The following is a 20977-nucleotide window of genomic DNA, read 5'->3' on the forward strand; positions in this document are numbered from 1 at the left end:
ACTATGGTCAAACCAACTTTTCAATAACTTCTACTTCTACTTGCACACCATACTTCCTAAAATACAGACTTAATCTCTTTTAATTTTCTTCATTCCGATATAACAATCCTCTTATCTAGATTTAGAATATTTGCTAATTTATGTCCATCAATTACAAAAATCATCGTACTTCTAGCTATTAGTGATTCCTTTTTTCAAATTCTCGATTTCCTCTTCAATCCTTTCTAGCTCAATTCTGGCGTATAGCGGTTTAATTTCTTTAAGGGTCCGTGCAGATACCTCGATCTCCTCCCAGTTCATTTCATTAAGTCCTAGCATTTCTTGCACACGCTGACTTGAAAATGGAAGAAACGGATTTAGGAGCTGCGCAAGATTTGAAATGATGTAGATGCAATTCGCCATTGTCCGGTTACATGCAGACAAGTCTTCTTTAACTTGAATCCATGGCTTTTGATCATCAAAATATTTGTTTGCATCTCGTACAAACTCAAAAATATGCTCTAATGCATTTTTTAGATGAGCATCCTCGATGAGTAAACCAACATCTTGATAGAGATTTCTTGTTTTCGCTCTAATTTCTGTATCTATCTCTTCCACGAGTATTTTTCCCTCATAATACTTTTCGATAAATTTAAGTGTACGATTTATAAAATTGCCATAGGCACCTAGTAATTCACTGTTATGACTATACACAAATTCTTTCCATGAAAAATCAGTATCTTTGTTTTCTGGTGCATTGATTGTCAAAAAGTACCTCAGTGAATCTGCATCATACTTCTCCAAATAATATGGAACCCATACTGCCCAATTCTTACTTGTCGATAGTTTTTGTTTTTCCAATGTTAAATACTCGTTAGAAACAATGTGAGAAGGGAGTGCAGGATTATTAATGCCCATTAAAATAGATGGCCAAATGATTGAATGAAAAGGGATGTTATCCTTCCCATGTACATAATAAGAGACAGTTTCCTCATTCCACCAGTCTTCAAGTGATTCTCCATGCTGTTTCGCCCACTCAATACTTGCCGTTAGATATCCTGCGACGGCTTCAATCCATACATAAATTTTCTTTCCTTCAAAGCCTTTAATGGGCACTTCAACACCATTGGGTAAATCTCGGGTTACAGCTCGATCTGGAACTCCTTCGTTTAAATACCTTGTGGTCAAACGAATCGCATTTTCACGCCACTTCCCTTCCTTCTTTGATTCCTCTACAAATGTCTCTAGTCGTTTTTGGAATTCACTAAACAAGAAGTAAAAGTGCTCTGTTTCTTTAATAGCAGGTGGATTTCCACAAATTTTACACCGTTTTTCGATTAAATCTAGTGGATCTAAAATCGATGAACACGCATCACATTGGTCCCCCCTTGCTTTAGCTCCACAATTCGGACAAATCCCTTCAACAAACCGATCTGGCAAGAATCGATGATCTGTTTCGCAATAAGCTTGTTCTATCGTCTTTTTATATAGATGTCCGTTCTTATATAGTTTTAAGAATATGTTTTGTACGGACTCATGATGATGTTTGGCGTCAGTACGTGTGTAGAAATCATAGGAAAAACCTAGCTTTTGAAAACACTGCACAAATTCTTCGTGATACCGGTTAGCTATTATTTCTGTAGTCGTATTCTCTTGGCTAGCACGAATTGAAATCGGGGTTCCATTACAATCACTACCTGATACATAGAGCACTTTTTCTCCTTTTTGTCTGTAATATCTTGCTAAAATGTCTCCTGGCAATAACGCAGCGATATGTCCTAAATGCAACGAACCATTTGCATATGGCCAAGCTCCTCCAATAAATATTGTCATACCTTTCCCCTCCCCAAAATAAAAAACCTCGCCCTTAGACATAAAGAATGTCTAAGGACGAGGTTTCCTCGTGTTACCACCTTAATTCGCTAACAAGTTTTATCATTAGCCTCAGTAAGTACATCGTATTACGCATGTACTTTGACATTTATAACGAGTGTCACATCTCGTCAAAGTCTATCTCATTAAAATGAAAGTCGACTTTGCTGCTCAAAGGCCATTTTCAATCAACTATTTCCTGCTTCTTTTCAGATTCCGAAGCTCTCTGTTAGAAAATTGGGGTTGACTTACTTTCCTTGTCATCGCTTTTTAAATTCTATTTCACTTATTATTGCACAAACACTGAAAATTTAAAAGTCTTTATTACTCCAAAATATTACATTTGTTCAAAGTAACTTATTTCTCCCCCACTTCTCATTCCGCTTTTAATTTTTTCAATGAAGTGGAATACAAGTTAGATTTGGATGGTCGTATGTTGTACACAAATAAGGTACTGGCAACTACAGCCATACTCCAAGAACCGGTAACGACAACCACTCTGATAGAAATCATTTCTGATGCTAACCCGAAAATGACAGTTAGAAGGATGATTAGGAATGCCTCAATAACCCCATAAATACTTCCGATTCTTCCCATCACATGTACAGGTATATTGTTTTGATAGAACGTATAAAAACCAGTATTTGCAAAGGCCGAGGCAAACGATAAAACAAAACAACCAACAATTGCTATAAAAAAAGTAGTAGATGATGAGAATACGATATATCCCACTGCAGTGAACAGGGATCCTACTCCAATTAACCATGAAGTAGGTACCTTTTCGACAGTGAATGTATTCGTTATCGAACCCATTAATAAGCCTGCACCTGCGCTACTTACCAGAAGTCCGTAATCCCTTTCAGATAAGGAGAGTACTCGGGTTGCAAATGCAGCTTCCAAAGAATCTGTAGCTGTCATCAATACGATCATGACACTAAACAAAAAATAAATAAGCATGGTATATGAATAGTTTCGAGTAAACTGTATGACCAGTTTCCAGTCGTCTTTCAGTAGACCAACAGTCAACTTCCTATCTTCTGTTCTTGAAAATTCTTCATCCGCCTCAACATTAGGCATCGCCATTGTAATAAACGCTGACACAAGTAAAGCAACGGCATTCAAGTATATAGCCATATTGGGTGTCCCTATTGCAAACATAATTCCGGCTATCGCTGGACCGGTAAGAAAAGCTCCTGAATCGAGCAAACTTCGTAAGGCGTTAAAACGTTTTCTCTGCTCCATCGGAATTAGCTTTGTAATATAAGTCATTGATGTTGGATGATACATAGAACTCGCCATTGTGATAAAAAATACCATGCTATAAATAAGAACAAGAGATGAAAAGTAAGGCAATATAGCAATTAGACACGCTTGAAAAAAACTAAGAATAATCATGAGATATTTCTTATTTCGACGATCAATAAGGCTTCCGGACCAACTATTCGTAAGTAGGGTCGACAAAGCTCTTATGATATACAATCCTGAGACTGCCATTGCTGATTCAGTTAGGTTAAGAACAATTAAATTTAAAGCGATGAAGTAAATCCAACTTCCAACACTTGAAATCCCAATGCTGAATAGCAGAATGGAGGGGTACCGCCAACCGTCAATTATCCTTTTAACACTCATTTAGCTCCCCCTTATATTAAATTTAACCAACAAAAAAATCCCACCTCCAAGACATGTGTCTTGGAGGCGAGATTCTATAATCGCGGTGCCACCCCAGTTTATTAATATGTCACCATATTAATCTCATCAAGTACAACACGAAAAACATGCGTATACTCTAGCTCTATAACAGGAGCTCCTGGCACCTTATCCCCTATTGTAGGTTCCGAGATGCTGCTCAGAGGTTTGCTTCAATAATTATTTCTTACTCCTTTTCAGCTACCGGAGCTCTCTAGAAAGAAAACAATTATTTACTCTTCTCTTCGTCGCATTTGATTTTATGAATAGTATCACTAAAAACTCTTTTAGTAAAGGGTCACTATATTCATGCATTCTTTTCGCGTGTCATTTTGAACATCAAATTCACATATATGATTAAACATTTAAGACTGTTTCTTTTACATTCCTATAGAATTGTCATCTTTCCTATAGCTCTAAATCATTTTGGAAATTGAGTACAAAGTGATGAGCCTCGTCATAAACAGCAAATTCGTATCCTTGGTCTTTGAAAAACTTAAGAATCCCAGGGAGTGCCTCCAAAGTTTGTGGTTTTTCGTGCATCAAGACAATTTCCCTATCGGTGGTGGCACCCTGTTTGATATTCCGCAAAATTTGAGAGGGATTACCCGCCAGTTCCCAGTCTTTCGAATCGATGGTCCAATCCCAAACTTTAATATGTGCATCAGCAAGTTGTGATCGCATCTGTTCGTTTTTCAACCCTGGTGCTGACCCATAAGGGGGACGGACTAAGTGAGGGTTCGTTCCTGTTATTTCGTGGACTAAGTCTAGTGTTTCAACCATCTCAGGCACAAATTGCTGGTTGGTGTAAAGCGTTTTGTAATTGTGAGTCATGCTGTGGGCGCCAATGTAATGGCCTTCATTTACGGCACGTTTTACACTTTTCTGTAAGTGTTCTTTCTTTAAATTGCTTCCTTGCATGAAGAACGTTGCTTTCACTCCATGCTCCTGCAAGATATCTAAAAACTGCTCAGTCAACTTGCTAGGGCCATCATCGAACGTCAAATAGACTACTTTTTCCGGCGTTTTTTCTTCAACAACAGGTTTTTCTACAATAGGTCCTTCTTTAACCGGTTCTTCCTTATCGGACTCTTCAGGTTGGGGACTGGATTCTTCTGACTGATCGATTGTTTCTTGTGAACTTGATGATTCATCTGGCGTACTTGGGAGTTCACGTGCAGAATACGATTTCCCGACAAAAAACCCGGTGCCAAATAGAACGAGTAGAAGAATTACGAAATATCGTTTTTTCAACCTCTTCCTTTTCCTAGTCTCTTGTTGATTTAATGCACTCATTTCAAACAAATCCTCCTGTCACATTGTGAATATTCTCATGGTGAATGGGTCGTTCTTTTAGCTTATGTAGGATTAGAATTTCTTCTATTAAAAATAGAGACAACAGCAGACGAAATCAGTCATCTGCTGCTGATAAAAAGCAAATTAGCGAATATACGTATCACCTACAAGGACATCACTCAAGATATCTGAAGGAATCTCAAATGTGACAATTCCCATGTAACCAGGTGCTACTTCGTACTTGTCAAAAGAAATCACGAGTTTATGATCAGCGGTAATATAGAAGTCTTGATCAGCTTGGATAGTCATGAATTCGAGATTTGACCCATCGAATGCGAAATACGAAATGTCCTCGTCGTCCGCCATTTGTTGCTTCATTTCTTTTGTTAAATAGGAACTAATTACTTCTATATAGGAATCATCCTTGAAAAGACTTGGTAGGCTAATTAAAATATTATTATGCTTATCAATCGTATCGTATTTCATCGTAGTGGAAGATGATCCAACTGTATTCACATAGTAGCGAGCAATCGATAACATTTGCTCTGTATCCGTTTTTACTTCATACCCAGTATCTATGCCTAAATGGCCAGCACCGACCTCCTCCATGTCCGCGACTTCTTCTTTAAATTGCTTAAAGAGCTCTTTGTTTTCTTCGGTGTACTTTTCATTCAACGATGCTTGCAATCCTTCGTCTTCCAACCCAGTAATAGCAGGTGTTTTAAGTTCCGCTTGATAAGTCTCTTTGTCCATCGTTAAGGTCTGTACTGTGAAGACTTCCACTATGGCACCAAGGACAGGTACATTCGCCATCGATTGAGCCAAGGCGGGACTGACATTGACGCTACCGATGAATAATGCTGATGCTGCAGCTACACCAATCGACCACTGCTTCAAAGGAGAATGCTTCTTTTTTGTGGCTTTAGCTCGTTTTATAGACTGTTTCACCATTTCGTCCAATTCAGAAGGGATTTCAATATCATCATATTCCTTCTTAAGTTTGTTTATCTGTTTCATCCTAAATCCCCTCTCCAATTTCTAAACGTAATTTCTTTAAAGTTCGGTAAAGCTTTGTTTTGGCTGTATTTACATTTTCCCCAAGAACAGACGCTACCTCTTCAATTTTAAGGTCTTCAAAAAAACGTAAAACAATTAACGACTTTTCATTAGGTGTGAGCGCATCAAGCGCATCTAGCAAATCCATATCTGTCTGCTCGTCTTCTGCTTTCGGTAAGTAGCCATCGAGAATTTCGTCGTCCATCACCGTCATTCGCTGATGTTTCCGGATGAAATCGATGGAAGTGTTTACCAGAATTCGATAAAACCAAGTCTTTAAATACTTAACTTCATCCAGACGATCAATGGATTGTAGTGCTTTAAAAATCGAGTCTTGTACAATATCAAGTGCATTTTCTTTGTTTTTCACATAGCTGTATGCAAGACGGTAATGAGCATTTTGATTTTCGATTAAAAAACGCTCTACCAGTCCGAACTTTTCATTTTTTGTCATGACAAATGATCCACCTTCTCCAGTTTTAAACATGTCGCGCTCACGTCTTACTTGTTTGACGGGCAGCTTCTGAAAAAAGTTTGGACTGAACCAAAATTTTATGGAAAACATGTAGCTCGTCTTTTCGATAAAAGTTTAACAACGTGAACTCTTCACAACTTGAGCTTACTTTACAACGAATATTCATGATTGGATCCTACACACTCTGTTTTCTCATGTAGTCAGAACCTTCTTACAAAAAAGGATTTCCCTAGAGCATAGCGAAACTATTACATATATCGATGGAAGGAGATTTTAATACATGAAACCACCTACTGCTAAACGAATCCCACATCCTCATGAATTGCATGGCGATGTACGCGAAGACGACTATTATTGGCTAAAGGACCGCAATAACCCTGAGGTCATCAAGTACGTAGAGGACGAGAACCGTTATTACAACGAAATTATGGAACCTCTCAGGGAACAAACCGAAGAGATTTTTCAGAGTATGGTGGACCGCGTGCCTGAATCAGAAGTTGACGTTCCTGTGCAACATGGGCCATATTTCTACTACTCCCGCTTGGACAAAACGAAACAATACCCGATCTATGCACGTAAGAAGGCATCTAGCCGTGAACTACTATCTGAAGTACATGAGGAAGTAGTGCTCGATCTGAATAAATTGGCTAAGGCAAGTGACTATTTAAGTGTGACAGCACTAAAATGGAGTAACGATCATCGCCTTCTTGCTTATTTAGAAAATAGGGATGGCACAGATCGCTATACCATCTTTGTGAAAGACCTGGAAACAGGAGAACTTGTACCAGACCGGATTACGGATGTGTTTATCTACGGCAGTGTGGAATGGAGCAGGTGCAGTGAGTATATATTCTATATTACAGTCGATGAGAATGAGCGTCCTAGCCGCTTCATGCGCCATCGTTTAGGTAGTGACCCAAATCAGGATGAACTGCTCTATGAAGAAAAAGATGAGACGTTTACCCTCTATATGAACAAATCTCAAAGCGGCAAATACATTGTTGTGCATGCGGATTCGAAAACGACGAGTGAAATCCGTCTAATTGACGCCGATGCTCCACTCTCCCCTCTGCAACTAGTAGATGCGCGACGTGATGGTATCGAATACGACGTCGAGCACTGGGGTGAGGATTTACTGATTCTATCGAACGAAGGAGCCCAAAACTTCCAACTGCTTCGTTCTCCACTCAACAATTTGCACACTCGTGAAAATGTCGTTGACTATAGCGAAAATCGCTATCTTCAGGCGCTATATCCTTTCCAGGACAAACTATTTGTCGCTGGACGCGAAAACGGACTGACGCAAATCTGGGAACTAAAAAATGGTCAGTTGGAACAGATTCAATGGGATGAGCCGCTCTATTCCGTTTCAGTTAAATCAAATCAAAGCTACTATGCTCCTGAAGTGTTACTTGTCTTCGAATCGATGCTTACGCCAGAAACAACGTATGCACTCGATCTGCTCACTGGAGAAAAGCAGTGTTTACAAGTAGCTCTTGTCAGCGGTGAATATGATTCTTCAAACTTCTGTCAAAAACAATTGTGGGCTACAGCTGAAGATGGAGTAAAAGTTCCATTGAACCTTGTTTATAAAGAAGGAGCATTCGATAATGGACACGCTCCCATTATCCTGTCTGCGTATGGTTCCTATGGATCCAACAGTGACCCAAATTTCAGTCCTTATCGACTTCCTGTATTAGAAAAAGGAGTTGTGTTAGTCACAGCGCAAGTGCGCGGAGGATCGGAAATGGGGAAACATTGGTACGAGGATGGAAAAATGCAGAACAAGCGCAACACATTTACGGATTTTATCGCTGCTGCAAATTATCTGATTGAGGAAGGTTACACAACTTCGGACCAGCTAGCTGCTCGCGGTGGTAGTGCGGGTGGATTGCTGGCAGGAGCTGTCGCTAACATGGCTGGTGATTTGTTTAAAGTCATCGTCCCTGAAGTGCCGTTCGTCGATGTTGTCACTACGATGCTCGACACTACCATTCCCCTCACTACACTGGAATGGGACGAATGGGGAGATCCGAGGGAATCAGAAGATTACTTTTACATGAAGTCCTACAGCCCGTATGACAATGTGGAAGCGAAAGAGTATCCGCACCTATACGTCACAACTGGTTTGAACGATCCCCGTGTCGGCTATTGGGAACCTGCAAAATGGGTTGCCCGCTTAAGAGAAATGAAAACCGACGACCATATTATAGTGATGAAAACCAATATGGGTGCAGGTCACTTCGGGGAGTCAGGACGTTTCAACCAATTGAAGGAAGTCGCGGCGTTATATGCGTTTGTGTTGGATAAAATCGGGACTGGTGTAGAGTTGAATGTCCAGGGTGTTGTCAAATAAGTTACTAAAACTAATCTGGTGGAGAAAGCATACTGCTTTTCTCCACCAGATTTCTATTTGCACTCCAATAAAAGAGGAAATTCATGGAATACAATTCATTTGTCCAAATACCTGCATTCACACTCGACGATTTCTTTTCTCCGAACGATCAGCTTGACTTCCTGTCCATTACAATATATAGTCCTATTTGAACGCTTGAAACTATTTTTGTTTTTACAGTTTACACCCGTCAGGAGGAAGAAGTATGAAAGCACGGATCATGAAAGCTTTTTTAGAAGAAGTGCATGAGAAAAGTATGAAATTCACGATGGATGATCTTGCCAAGAGGCTTGGCATCAGTAAACGTACGCTGTACGAGCAATTCGCTTCAAAAGTGGATATCTTGGATGCAATCATCGACTCAACACTTCAAGAATTCGACGAAAAGACCGAAGCGATCATGCAGAGTCCTCACTTGACCTTAATTGAAAAAATCAAGAAGACTATGACTGTCATTCCTAAATACAACGACTTCTATACATGGCAGATACTCGAACAAATGAAAAAATCGTATCCTGACCAGTGGTCACGCATCCATGCGGCTTTGAACGAATGGGATGAACTACAGGAACTGATCGAACAAGGCATACAGGAAGGACTCATTGCAGACCACAACGTACCACTCCTTATGAAACTGATTATCGAAGCGGCCAATGCGACTATGGATCGTCAATTTTTCTTGGAGAACCGTATTACTGTTGAAGAAGCTTTGGATGAAATTGTCGATATCCTACTGTATGGAATGGTAAAAGTGGATCGTATGTAAAAAAACCGACACGCTGTTCGGTTTTTTTCCTTGACTCTGTAAACTAATAAAACAAAAATAGTTTTTATGTTTCACAATGAATGAATTGAAAGTAGGATGGAATTATGAACCTCTATATGAAAGAGGGAATTTATCAACAACGACAAATAGATCATAACCAATATAAATGGAGAGGTGGCTTGTGCAATGGGTAAACAGACTAAACAACTAAATGACATCGACAGCCAACCTGTTGGACGCATTTTTTTGCGTTACCTCATCCCATCGATGATCGGTATGTTGCTGATGGCGGTAAACATTGTCGCAGACGGAATCATGGTCGGAAACCGGCTTGGCGCAGAAGCACTTGCAGGTGTAGGAATCGCGGCTCCTGTCTACTCGATTTTTCTTGCTGTATCTCTTTGGATCGGCATTGGGGCGGCAACAAAATACTCCATGGCGATGGGTGCGAACGATCCGGAAGAAGGACGTCGAATATTCAGCCACGCCCTCGTGTCAATCGTTCTGACTACACTCTTCATCGGTCTACTCGCATTTCTTGCCCGCACACCGCTTGCTTACCTTCTTGGAGCGAACCCGGACACAATCCAATACGTTTCCGATTATTTATATGTCATATTACTCTTTGGCGTCATTTTGACTGTGGAAAACATGTTCAGTATTTTTGTTCGAAACGATGGCGGCCCGAATCTTGCGATGGTTGCACTTATTTCGACATCCGTTTTAAATATCATCCTAAACTATCTATTTCTGTTCGTCTATGACTACGGTGTCAAAGGAGCCGCTTTCGCGACCATACTCGCTTCAGCGCTCGGGATGCTGATATTGGCGTGCCACTTCCTGAAGCGTTCCAATAATTTAAAATGGGTTCGATTTTCGTTCGATAAAACATTATTTGTCGCTATCGTCGTTATCGGCTTCCCAAGCTTCCTGTCAGAAGTAGGAATATCCGTATTCACGATTTCGCACAATATCGCGTTCGAGCGGTCTACAGGCACTGTTGGAGTTGCTGCATTCTCAATTTTGAACTATGTGCACAGCGTCATGCTCATGTTGTTCCTCGGACTAGGCAGTTCGATCCAACCACTTATCAGCTACTACCAAGGTTCAAATAATGAGCAACGTAAAAGAACCACCATGAAGCTCGCGATGGCGACTGCACTCGGAATAGGCGTCACCTTCTTACTCGTCGGACAATTCGCTGCAAGCCCGATCGTCTCGTTGTTCGGTGATTTTCCTGAAGAGGTCACAACACTTGCAGAGTCGGGAATCCATCTGTTCTTCATCGCCTACTTGTTCACGGGCATGAACTTCGTCATGATGACCTATTACCAATCAGTCGGTAACGTCAGGATGGCGACTTGGATTACCGCCTCTAGAGAAATCCTGGTTATGCTCGCATTTCTCATCATTCTACCTGCACTCTTCGGTACGAATGGGATATGGCTGTCCATCCCTGCATCAGAATTTGTCGTCTTCGTCGGGGTTTGGCTGTATCAGCTTAATGCTGAAAAATCACGTTGAGTGGCAATGAACAAGTCACTTGGAGTACTAAGGATAGGTTCTAGCAATTCAGCATTTTTTCCAGTAAGCACTCAAGTTCCTTAGACTCTTTTACTAAATGCTTCTATCCCAACCACTTAAACTATCTGTAAAAGCTGGACGTATCCAATACGTTCAGCTTTTCTTTTGATCCGGATTATTTCCAGGTGTTATCAAGATATAGACAGTGAAAAAGAACAACAATCAAGGATTATATAAAACCTATTCCATCAACTAAACGTCTGAACCGTTTCCAAAACTAGTATTACATGGGCACTGTTTTATGCTTATTCCAGTAATTCAAGTGCAGACTCTAACGATAGTTGCCCAAGGTCGCCTTCTTTCCGTTTACGAACGGACACCGCCTGATTCTCCACTTCCTTATCACCGATTACCCAAGCAAACGGAATTTTGGCTTTTGCCGCTTCCCTCACTTTATATCCAAATTTTTCAGATCGGTCATCCACTTCTGCACGATAGCCTTTTTCTGTAAGTATCCGTTTAACTTCAAACGCATAATCAAGATGAGCATCCGCAATTGGTAAAATACGAATCTGTTCAGGTGCCAGCCATAATGGAAATGCACCTTCGTAATGCTCAATTAAAATCGCAAGAAATCGTTCTATGGATCCAAAAATCGCACGATGAATAATGATCGGATGATGCAGCGAATTATCTTCACCTATATACTGACAATTGAACTTTTCGGGCATTTGAAAATCTAATTGAACCGTACCACACTGCCAACTTCTGCCGAGCGAGTCGAGAATATGAAAATCGATTTTCGGACCGTAAAACGCACCATCTCCTTCGTTCAATGTATACGGCATCCCCCGTTGCTCAAGAACATTTTCAAGTGAACGTTCCGCCTGATCCCATAATTCAACAGAACCCATGAAATTTTCTGGTCTTGTTGACAGTTCAACCTCATAGTCGAATCCGAACTTCGAATACATTTCGTGAATGAGATCCAAAACTCGATCGATTTCCGGTTCAATTTGGTCTTCCCGGACAAATAGATGCGCATCGTCTTGCGTGAATGCCCGGACTCGTAATAGACCATTCAACGATCCAGAGAGCTCGTGGCGATGAACCAATCCTAATTCTGCATATCGAATTGGCAGCTCTCGATAACTGCGCCGCTTATGATTAAAAATCAGCATCGCTCCTGGACAGTTCATCGGTTTAAGTGCATATTGCTGATTATCGACTTCCGAAAAATACATATTGTCCTGGTAATGATCCCAATGACCGGATGTCTCCCATAATTCTTGTTTCATCATAATTGGTGTCTTAATCTCTTTGTAATTCGCTTTGCGATGTTCATCTCTCCAATACTCTTCCAACGCATTGCGCAGGATCATTCCGTTGGGCAAATAGAATGGCATTCCTGGAGCTTCCTCAGATGCCATGAATAATTCCAGTTCTTGACCGAGTATACGATGATTTCTTTGCTCTTCCTTTGATTGAATGGACATGTTAAAACGCCTCCTGAAATTTTTATATATAAAAAACCGCACTCCTCCCTGGAAAGGGACGAATGCGGTCGTGGTACCACCCTGTTTTTGCAGATGCCAATAGCATGCCTCTGCACTTCATTGCGATAACGGTTTCCCGGACACGGTTTCATGAAATTCCATGGTTCTCCATGTCAGCTTCAAGGCGGTAAATCATCTCTCGTTTCTTCAGGACTTTCAGCCGATGGTCCTGTTCTCTGGTAAGAACTAAAGAATAATTCATGTCCTTGTCATAGCATTTAATATTCAATTGAAAAAACCGCATTCCTCCCCTGTATAAGGGACGAATGCGGTCGTGGTGCCACCCAAGTTTCCGCATGCCAAAAAATGCAGGCATGCGCTTAAGTCGATAACGGTTTCCCGAACATGATTTCATGCACGTATGCAGTTCCTCATGTTAGCCAGAAAGGTGGTAAATCACTCGATTCCGCTCAAGGTTTCCAGCCAATGACCTTGTTTTCTGGTAGCGAAATTATGAAATGATTCATGTCCTTCTCATTGCAAATATATGGATACGAAGCTTTGTTTATGGATTATAGAGTGAGTTTTCTGAGATGTCAAGAGGAATTCTTAATTTGTGATTTCAGAGGTGAAACAAATGGATGATCACTGTGCGTCGAAGAAAAGTGTAAACAGAGCTTATTACTAACTATAGAGCATACTATTAGTACACGCCACAATGAAACTTATGACCATGTAAAACGTATCATGAATACAATTATAACAAACAGAATATTATGCACGTCATTTCTTAGCTTTATAAAAAGTGTAAAGAAACTATAGGTAGACTTGAAAAAAACAGAAGAGTTAGAGCTTGCTTCAACTTACGTATTATATTGACTATAATTTTATAAATAAAATAAGAAGGTGGGAGATGTTTTGAAAAGGAAATTCAATCTATTGATGAAGATTATCGGATTGGAACTTTTAGTGATTTTCTTTTTCACAGTGAATGGGATAGTTGTTACTATTAGTGAGCCTTCCAACGAATTTTTAAAGTATTTAGGTATAGTCCCACTAGCATTAGGAATTATGGGTTATCTATTTATAACAAAGAAATGGGAATTTTACTTTTCCAAGAACAAGCTGCTGCCCGCGAGAAGAACCATGTTATTTTCTGCACCATTAGTGCTGATAGTAATCCTATTATTCATTGGTAATGGAGGGATTGAAAGCACTCCTATTAATATGTTGTTCGTGGTGCTTGCAACTCAAATTGCAGTCGTTTCGTTCGTTGAGGAGATGGTATTCCGAGGATTCATGATGAATATGTTTAGCAAGAAAAATTTCAAGGTTGCTGTATTCGTTACCAGTGGTCTCTTTGCAATTACGCACTCTTTGCAGCTGCTCAGCGGCCAATCATTAGAAGATACCTTGTTGCAAATCGCCTATGCATTCTTTATAGGAATGGTCCTTTCACTATTACGAGTAAATAACCAATCTATCATTATTGCAATCGTCTTTCATGGTCTCAATAACTTTATTATTATATCATCACAAAATACGGGATCTTCACTTTACACGGTTGTTATAGTTTCTATTTTAATTCTATATACTATTTATTTGTGGGTAAGAGCGGTTAGGCTTTCTAAAGAGAATCCTTGAAATTCCAATCACATGAGGATCCAACTTTTAGATAAAAAGAGCGGAATTCTGTTAAGATGTTGAAGTTTTAATAGTGATACCAAATTCTAAAAGAGGTTTGTCAGCTAGTTCTTTTCTTACTATCTGTAAGAGTAAACTTTCTGATTGTGCAAATTATCTAGTTAATCATTCATTGCTAACTGATAAATTACATCTCCTACCTGTCGATTCTTGTGCTATCTCCATTTTGAAATCCTCCATTTATTTTTAATTCTTACAATGACAACATCAATTCTTAAATTTGATTGATAAATGCTATTCCGTTAAAAATCTGGCCATATTGAAGTGCACCTTGTATTCCTTTATTGTACCCATTAATGAAAATAATAAAGTGTTAAGTTTAAAACCCATTCCATTCTCTAATTCAAACTGAAAATGTCCGAAATTATTTCATCACTGCCAGGCGAAAACATAAATATCGAGAATGAAATACATAATACCCCAACAAATATCAAGCCGAACTTTTTGTTTTTAAGTAGCCCTTTGAATAATAAGAATATTCCTACAAATAATATTAAGAAATACCAAACCCCCAAATATTCACCTCATTTCAAATCTAATAATAGGACGTTACAACTCGTTAAAAGTTCTGTATATTCAGATTAAATAAGGTAGAACATTTCTATAAAATCATCACAAGTCTATTCTGGCATTGTGAAGTAATTAGCCCGATTGGGATATCGATGCAATCGCATATAAAGCACTCGGGCCGCATCTAAACTAAATTTATTTTCTTTCCAGAACTTTAATAAGCTTAACTAGCCAATATAATACCACCCACGGTAGTATAAACTTCGTAGTCCATTCAATGAACCTTGGAACAAAATAGACTGCATTTATTCCTAGAATTCCTAGAGCAAACCAAAGCCCTAACATTATCACTACAGCGATTAATATATTTGTTGTAGATTTATCCATTCCTTTTGACTTTCTTGATAAATTCCGAATAGCTAGCACAATTAATGTGACAACAGCTAACAGAATAATTAACTGGATTACAACGATCTTTAAATCCTGCCAATAATCATAAAATGTAAGTTCTCCAAAGTAACACCCCCCTGCAAAGTCAATAGAATACTTCCTCGAATCGGCTCGTTTAAAGCACAACTTTCTTCCGTTACTGCCCCTTGTAAATGGAACTAAAACGTCAGGCTTTGAAAAAGCGAAATCGTTAGAACTAATGCCGATAAAGATCCTGCAGACAGTAATGTTATCATTTTTCGCCATTTTATCTCTTTTGAAGTTTTTACAGCCTCTGGGGGAACCGCAATCCATATCACAGCAGAAACTATGGCAAATATCGAAATAACTTCATTAGACATAGTTAATACTACTTTATTATTCTATTATAGGGCTGGATTCCAATATAGACCATATCAAATTCATTGCAATCGCTCCCGATTCGGGAATAGTCCTTCTTCCGCAACTTCCCCAGTTTATAAGACAGGCGTTATTGAAATGTATCAGGTTCGTCTATAACGATACTTCCCGATACATTAATCTTGTCCCAGATCCACGCCTGATAAATTCGATCGAGTTCAACTCCTAATTCTTTTTCATCCAGACTTTCATCAATCTCTAATTCTTCAAAAGTAAATGTCTCTCTTGCCTCAGTACCTTCGAATGTACTACTGGTAAATGAAAAAGTTACTGTTTTAACCAGTTCACTCAACTCCCACTAATCATTACTTTTTTCTGAATCTGGCCCGATTGTTATGTAATCCTTCATGTTAATTTTAAAAATCAGCGTTATCTAATTCTTCGTCAGTATTCTTATTCATTAATCTAATTACCCCACCAGTTAATGGTTCTTCGCTTTCAAAATACCAGATATACAAACCTTCTAATCGGAACCTTTCTATCTCATCTTGCGGCAACATCGCCAAATTGAGTATAGTGGCTTGTTCTTCATTGACTTGCACAATTCGGTCATCACCTTGCTTGATTAAACCATAGATCAAATTCTCACCATGCCCTTGGAATCCATTTAGACTATCACTATCATAATTTCTTTTACTGGCCATTGGACTCCAAGTCAGCGTATCTACTTTCCATCCAAACATTCTTTTTTGAACATAAACAGCACCCAAGTTTTCCTCGTTTTTTATAAAAAAGAAAAGTGCTTTGTCATTTAACTTGTATCCAGGTATTATGGACAAATCATTATCAATTTCAAATAGTGCTTCTTGAGATTCAGAGTATGAATTTGTTTTTTCAGATAGTACCCAAACAATAGCTATAATTACTGCTACTAAAAGGGCAGTTAGTAACCACCTTTTCATTAATTCACTCTCCTTCCTAATACAACTAATTGGCCCGATTGAGACACTAACCTTCTGCCGTTAAAGCAACCGATAATTTAAGATCACTACATCACAAACTATTAATTTTCTAATAAAACATCGAATTCTTTAACATAGACTGCATTTCCAGTAATCTCTATGTCGTAATTATCTTCATTCTTAGAAACTTGTACCATGACTCGCCCATCTTTATCAATTTCATGACCTTGCTCAACTATTAGATTTAACGGTTCTTTAGAATTGTTATTTATGTATTTAGCATAGTATGCACCCATTACACCTGAAGCCGTCCCAGTTACCGCATCTTCAATCGTGCCTGAATATGGTGAAGAAAAGTGTCTTGCGTGCATGTCAGCGCCAGAATCATAGGTTCCCATACAAAATGGATGAACAGATGCTTTTGGCATTTCTTTCAATACAGCAGGGAACTTTTTATTATCTGGTTTCATTTTTTCAAAAGTTTCTAGTTCTTTAATTGGGATTAATAATGTCCAGACACCCGTGCTACCGAACAGGACTGGTAAATCATCATCAAGATCCTCTTGTTTTAATCCAATTGAGTTGGCTAAGTCTTTCTTCGAGCCTTTAAACTTTTCAAACTGTGGTGTAGCCTGTTTCATTGTAATATAAATTTCATTATCAACAGTTAAATTTATTTTTATTGGTAAAATTCCCGCCCTTGTTTCAATTGTAATATCTGTTTTGTCACCCAATAATCCTTTCGTTTTTAACGCAAAGAGAGTTGCCATGGTTGCGTGACCGCATAAATTCATTTCATGACCTGGCGTAAAAAAACGTATTTTCAAGTCTGCTACTTCTGATTTTACAGGAAAAGAAGTCTCGTTAAATCCAGCTTTTAAAGCTATCTCTTCCATTTCTGCATCTGTCAATTCATCCCCGTTTAAAACCACTCCGGCAGGATTTCCCTTATTAGGTATTTTACTAAAAGCATCATAATGATATACCTTGATCGATTTCACAACCCATTCCTCCATTAGTCAATTTATTACTCCGTAATATTTTACCGTTCATTACTAAGTTCTTCCCCAACTAAATGGCCCTTCAACGGCATAATCCTTATTCTAGAATTGCCCCCTTAAGCTGAAGATGGGTTTTATCCACTTATTAGGAATACTCTTCAGGTTTAAGTGTATAAACTACTTCACCTTTACTATTGTAAGCAATATATTCAGCTTTATAGATATTATTATTTTCAGTTTTAAATAGTCCAAACCTTTCACCAGAACCTTTGGATAGAAGGTCAAAATCATTTAATATTTTCTCGCCTATTTTGATTCTAACTTTACTTATTTCATTATCAAATACTCTAAGTAGAACAGTATTTAATTTTTCTTCCTTGTTAAATGGAGACTGGAAAAATGAAAGATGAATAGGTTCATTAATTCCCTCCGGTTCAAAGGTGAAGTCCTGTTTGAATTTCCAAGAAAATAAAGATTTCTCGAGATACATTTCGCTTTCTGTACCATCATCATTTTTGATAAAAGCTATAGATTTATTACCATCCAATAATTCAATATGCTGTATGTTTATATTATTCCCACGGCTTTCAATTTCATTTGTAAGTTGTTCCTTATTAATTCCTTGAGGAAGAATTAGTAATACTAAAAAAACTATCAAGGCAATAATAATCACTAAGCATTTTTTAGATTTTAAGATGTTCATACATTCTTCTTCCTCTCGATAGCCATTGTAACTAAAACTCTTATGAGAAGACGTTTCAAAACATCACCCCAGTTATCCGTTAATTCGTAATCTGGCCCTATTCTGGTACAACTTTTATTCCGTTAATGCTCCGTTTGATGAAAGTTGGTTCTGATTGGATATTATTTCTCAGTAATTTACATAATTTAATGCTTTTCACTATACTTACTTTTCTCAAGAACTTCATCGGAAGACATATTAGTCCAATCAGTAATTGAAACATTGGTATTTTCGTCTATAAAGCTTTCCATTATTTTGTTCCCGATTTTATAATTTGCCCATCTGGGAAGTCCTTTTACTCCATCGCCAAGGAAAAAAAGATCTTTAATTAATGAGTCAGTTGAACTTACGTTTTTCTGAAGTACTTGCCATGTTTGAATTTCATCTTTGCCTGTTGAAAAATCGCTCCATGGCGTTTGAATTTCTGGGTAGATGATTCGTGCGAACGTATCTGCTTTTCCTTCCACCAGGACGAAATCTAATAAGGAATCATCCATTGCAAATTTTTTATTTTCGAAAAAGACTGTATGATGATACTCATGTGCAACTGAAAATTTTAAATTGCTCTCTTTAAGGAAAGGAGGAGCAATTTGGATTGTCATAAAGCTTTGATCCCAGGCAGCACCTGCCACACCTTCGTTTCGTCTTAAAGTAAACGCGTCATCTGGATTGGCAGGAAGAACATAGACGTATTTTGTAACTCCGGGCTGTAGCTGGTCAGCTGAATCTTTTAAAGCATTAATTATCAAATCCTTGATAGTATCATGGTTTTCAATTAGTGATTGTAGATACTTATCTAAAAGAGCCGGACGCGTCGGAGTTCCAAAGCCCCACTGTTGTAAAATCCATTGGCCATCTCCACCACCTAGTGGATTTATAACAGTTTCCATATATAATTCATCTAAATTGTCTGGTTGTTCTTTCGCCTTTTCAACATAGTCTATAAAATTTTGATAAAAATATATTATTTCAAATACTTGACCATTATATGTGAATGTATTAAAGTTTGGCACATTTTTTTTAGTTGCTACTTCTTCCTTCACTGAGTTCTGTATGGCTTGTTCTGAAGCCTTTCCATTATTTTCACGTGATGGACTAGACTCTTCAGGGTCATTACTACAACCTAATAGAGACAATATTGACAAAGTAAAAAAAAGAACTATTAATTTTCTCATTTTTTCCCCCTAATCCCCCGTTTGATGAATGGACGCTTTATTTATAGTACTCCCCGTTGCTTGGAGCGGAAGACGGATGACTCCGGAGGGATCAGCGAAAGCCGTAACGAAGAACGGCTTTTGCGAACAAAAGCGAAGCGTTGAGAGCATATCTTTGCACTCGCCTTGAGACCCCTCTGGGCGCATGCTTTTCGCGACCGAGGAGACTCAAGACATTCCCCTCGAAAAGCGTGCCGTCTGGAGCGGAAAGCAACAGTATGTATACTTCATAATGGCCCGTTTATTGCATTGCCACACAATCCATTTGTTTACACTATTGTATCAAATTTTCTAATTAATTATCGAACTTTATTTCAAATAATCAAACTTTTTACAAATTCATACCTAACAGTTGCAATAGTTAACTTCAGCTATAATTGCTATGACTGTCTTCCTGACCAATCAAAAAAAGTGACCGCCCATTCCCTTTGTCAAAGGAACTAAATGGAGGTCACTCTTTTAAAAGCTTTTTGTAAACTACGTATAACCGCTCTTCATGCGTTCAAGCTACTGTGATTTTACGTTTATTCTGAACATCCATCATAGTAAATTGATAAAACATGGTGTTTTTACCTATAACTGATTAGAACTTTATCAACCTCTTTTCAGTTTCCGATACCGTCCTCCAGCCACAAGTATGGCTGAATACAGAACCAGCACAATACCCAACACTTGCCACCCATGCAGCTGATCATGGAGAAACAAGACACCCATCAGTACAGCCACTATCGGTTCATTCGTCGCCAAAATGGATGCCTTCCCTGCTTCCAAATATTTTAGTCCAGATGTATACAATACATATGCGGCAACTGTTGAAACCAACGCCAACAGCAAAGCCGAAATCCACACATCGGCATACTGAAATTTATCCACCTTACCAAAAATATCACTCGTCAATAACATGAAGATACTTGTATAGAAAAACGTATATGTAGTGATGGTCAACGCAGAGTATCGTTTTGTGACTGGTTTTGTAAAAATACTATAAAGTGCATAGCAAAAACCTGAAAGAATTCCCATGAATAGCGTCTTACCCGGAATACTTTGCGATCCTAGCGGGAGTAGTCCTACCACAAAAGCACAACCGGTAATCGCAAACGCAAGCGCCCACCCTTTGCGAATCGTTAGAGGTTCCTTAAAGAAGATTCGAGACAGAATCGTGACGAACAAGGGACCGGTGTACAAAAGCGTCACCGCTAGGGACAAGCTTGATTGAGAAAAGACTTCGAAATAAAAGTAGTTAAACAGCGCAAGACTGAAAATCCCCGCGCTCGCGAAGAAAAGATGATCTTTTAAGCGAGTGCGCAACTGATCTCTGAAAAATAAAACCATGACCAGAAGCAAAAAGATAAAACTAAAAATCCCCCTGATGGCCACAACATCCCAAGCCGTGAAACCTCTTGCATACAACGGTGCGATGAATAATCCAATCAGCCCCCAGCAAACTGACCCCGCTATAGTCATCAGATAAACTCTAAGTCCTGGTTGTGTTTCCATCCCTCTCCTCCTA

Annotated in this window: 17 protein-coding genes and 2 other annotated features; of the genes, 4 read left to right on the plus strand and 13 right to left on the minus strand. The window is 38.8% G+C overall.

The genetic code is table 11. The features are described 5' to 3' along the window. Positions 1-171 precede the first annotated feature (171 nt). The 5 genes from metG to RL70_RS14615 form a co-directional block, all read right to left on the minus strand. Entirely contained in the window at positions 172-1812 is a 1641-nt protein-coding gene (gene metG, locus RL70_RS14595; RefSeq protein WP_039044138.1) for a methionine--tRNA ligase, read from the minus strand. Between the two features lie 50 nt (positions 1813-1862). After that, positions 1863-2124, minus strand: a binding site (T-box leader). A 102-nt stretch (positions 2125-2226) separates the two neighbouring features. After that, complete coding sequence (locus tag RL70_RS14600) at positions 2227-3480, minus strand: MFS transporter (protein ID WP_039044139.1); 1254 nt, start codon at positions 3478-3480, stop codon at positions 2227-2229. A 59-nt stretch (positions 3481-3539) separates the two neighbouring features. After that, positions 3540-3795, minus strand: a binding site (T-box leader). Between the two features lie 150 nt (positions 3796-3945). Further along, positions 3946-4833 (minus strand): polysaccharide deacetylase family protein, encoded by an 888-nt coding sequence (locus RL70_RS14605; protein ID WP_052245994.1) that lies wholly within the window; start codon positions 4831-4833, stop codon positions 3946-3948. Between the two features lie 144 nt (positions 4834-4977). Then, positions 4978-5850, minus strand: coding sequence for an anti-sigma-V factor rsiV (locus tag RL70_RS14610; RefSeq protein WP_039044140.1), 873 nt, complete (start codon positions 5848-5850; stop codon positions 4978-4980). A 1-nt stretch (position 5851) separates the two neighbouring features. After that, positions 5852-6343: an RNA polymerase sigma factor gene (locus tag RL70_RS14615; RefSeq protein WP_039044165.1), complete on the minus strand. Its 492-nt coding sequence runs from the start codon at positions 6341-6343 to the stop codon at positions 5852-5854. Between the two features lie 301 nt (positions 6344-6644). Here RL70_RS14615 and RL70_RS14620 point away from each other — a divergent pair, with 301 nt between their 5' ends. The 3 genes from RL70_RS14620 to RL70_RS14630 all read left to right on the plus strand — a co-directional run bounded on the left by RL70_RS14620 (position 6645) and on the right by RL70_RS14630 (position 11049). Continuing rightward, the gene (locus RL70_RS14620; protein ID WP_039044141.1) at positions 6645-8720 is read left to right on the plus strand and encodes a S9 family peptidase; all 2076 of its coding nucleotides are present in this window, start codon (positions 6645-6647) and stop codon (positions 8718-8720) included. Positions 8721-8964: 244 nt separating this feature from the next. Then, on the plus strand, positions 8965-9525 hold the full coding sequence (locus tag RL70_RS14625; protein ID WP_039044142.1) for a TetR/AcrR family transcriptional regulator: 561 nt from the start codon (positions 8965-8967) through the stop codon (positions 9523-9525). A gap of 186 nt (positions 9526-9711) precedes the next feature. Further along, positions 9712-11049, plus strand: a complete 1338-nt coding sequence (locus RL70_RS14630) for an MATE family efflux transporter (RefSeq protein WP_039044143.1) — start codon at positions 9712-9714, stop codon at positions 11047-11049. A gap of 305 nt (positions 11050-11354) precedes the next feature. Here RL70_RS14630 and thrS read toward each other — a convergent pair whose 3' ends face one another. Continuing rightward, complete coding sequence (gene thrS / locus RL70_RS14635) at positions 11355-12575, minus strand: threonine--tRNA ligase (RefSeq protein WP_304413267.1); 1221 nt, start codon at positions 12573-12575, stop codon at positions 11355-11357. A 912-nt stretch (positions 12576-13487) separates the two neighbouring features. Between thrS and RL70_RS17635 the strand changes: the two genes are divergently transcribed. Beyond that, a complete protein-coding gene (locus tag RL70_RS17635; RefSeq protein WP_082003440.1) occupies positions 13488-14189 on the plus strand; it encodes a CPBP family intramembrane glutamic endopeptidase in 702 nt (233 codons plus the stop codon). A 765-nt stretch (positions 14190-14954) separates the two neighbouring features. Here the strand turns inward: RL70_RS17635 and RL70_RS18235 are convergent. The 7 genes from RL70_RS18235 to RL70_RS14675 form a co-directional block, all read right to left on the minus strand. Further along, positions 14955-15455 (minus strand): hypothetical protein, encoded by a 501-nt coding sequence (locus RL70_RS18235; RefSeq protein ID WP_052245996.1) that lies wholly within the window; start codon positions 15453-15455, stop codon positions 14955-14957. Between the two features lie 223 nt (positions 15456-15678). Then, complete coding sequence (locus RL70_RS14650; protein ID WP_231567286.1) at positions 15679-15900, minus strand: hypothetical protein; 222 nt, start codon at positions 15898-15900, stop codon at positions 15679-15681. Between the two features lie 64 nt (positions 15901-15964). Further along, complete coding sequence (locus tag RL70_RS14655; protein WP_039044145.1) at positions 15965-16510, minus strand: hypothetical protein; 546 nt, start codon at positions 16508-16510, stop codon at positions 15965-15967. Between the two features lie 101 nt (positions 16511-16611). Further along, positions 16612-17511, minus strand: coding sequence for a PhzF family phenazine biosynthesis isomerase (locus RL70_RS14660; protein ID WP_039044146.1), 900 nt, complete (start codon positions 17509-17511; stop codon positions 16612-16614). A gap of 145 nt (positions 17512-17656) precedes the next feature. Beyond that, on the minus strand, positions 17657-18214 hold the full coding sequence (locus RL70_RS14665; RefSeq protein WP_039044147.1) for a hypothetical protein: 558 nt from the start codon (positions 18212-18214) through the stop codon (positions 17657-17659). 185 nt (positions 18215-18399) lie between these two features. Then, on the minus strand, positions 18400-19428 hold the full coding sequence (locus RL70_RS14670; protein ID WP_039044148.1) for a DUF2268 domain-containing protein: 1029 nt from the start codon (positions 19426-19428) through the stop codon (positions 18400-18402). Positions 19429-20061: 633 nt separating this feature from the next. Continuing rightward, positions 20062-20964 (minus strand): DMT family transporter, encoded by a 903-nt coding sequence (locus RL70_RS14675; RefSeq protein WP_039044149.1) that lies wholly within the window; start codon positions 20962-20964, stop codon positions 20062-20064. Between the last annotated feature and the right edge of the window lie 13 nt (positions 20965-20977).

It is taken from the genome of Sporosarcina sp. ZBG7A (assembly GCF_000813425.1).
In the GTDB taxonomy this organism is placed as follows: Bacteria; Bacillota; Bacilli; order Bacillales_A; family Planococcaceae; genus Sporosarcina.

What these genes read in the sequence shown, in the direction of transcription:
- metG (WP_039044138.1), bottom strand. Translation starts at nt 1,812, where the DNA reads ATGACAATATTTATTGGAGGAGCTTGGCCATATGCAAATGGTTCGTTG.
- RL70_RS14600 (WP_039044139.1), bottom strand. Translation starts at nt 3,480, where the DNA reads ATGAGTGTTAAAAGGATAATTGACGGTTGGCGGTACCCCTCCATTCTG.
- RL70_RS17635 (WP_082003440.1), top strand. Translation starts at nt 13,488, where the DNA reads ATGAAGATTATCGGATTGGAACTTTTAGTGATTTTCTTTTTCACAGTG.
- RL70_RS14655 (WP_039044145.1), bottom strand. Translation starts at nt 16,510, where the DNA reads ATGAAAAGGTGGTTACTAACTGCCCTTTTAGTAGCAGTAATTATAGCT.
- RL70_RS14630 (WP_039044143.1), top strand. Translation starts at nt 9,712, where the DNA reads ATGGGTAAACAGACTAAACAACTAAATGACATCGACAGCCAACCTGTT.
- RL70_RS14605 (WP_052245994.1), bottom strand. Translation starts at nt 4,833, where the DNA reads ATGAGTGCATTAAATCAACAAGAGACTAGGAAAAGGAAGAGGTTGAAA.
- RL70_RS14610 (WP_039044140.1), bottom strand. Translation starts at nt 5,850, where the DNA reads ATGAAACAGATAAACAAACTTAAGAAGGAATATGATGATATTGAAATC.
- RL70_RS14620 (WP_039044141.1), top strand. Translation starts at nt 6,645, where the DNA reads ATGAAACCACCTACTGCTAAACGAATCCCACATCCTCATGAATTGCAT.
- RL70_RS14670 (WP_039044148.1), bottom strand. Translation starts at nt 19,428, where the DNA reads ATGAGAAAATTAATAGTTCTTTTTTTTACTTTGTCAATATTGTCTCTA.
- RL70_RS14625 (WP_039044142.1), top strand. Translation starts at nt 8,965, where the DNA reads ATGAAAGCACGGATCATGAAAGCTTTTTTAGAAGAAGTGCATGAGAAA.
- RL70_RS18235 (WP_052245996.1), bottom strand. Translation starts at nt 15,455, where the DNA reads ATGGCGAAAAATGATAACATTACTGTCTGCAGGATCTTTATCGGCATT.
- RL70_RS14665 (WP_039044147.1), bottom strand. Translation starts at nt 18,214, where the DNA reads ATGAACATCTTAAAATCTAAAAAATGCTTAGTGATTATTATTGCCTTG.
- RL70_RS14615 (WP_039044165.1), bottom strand. Translation starts at nt 6,343, where the DNA reads ATGACAAAAAATGAAAAGTTCGGACTGGTAGAGCGTTTTTTAATCGAA.
- RL70_RS14675 (WP_039044149.1), bottom strand. Translation starts at nt 20,964, where the DNA reads ATGGAAACACAACCAGGACTTAGAGTTTATCTGATGACTATAGCGGGG.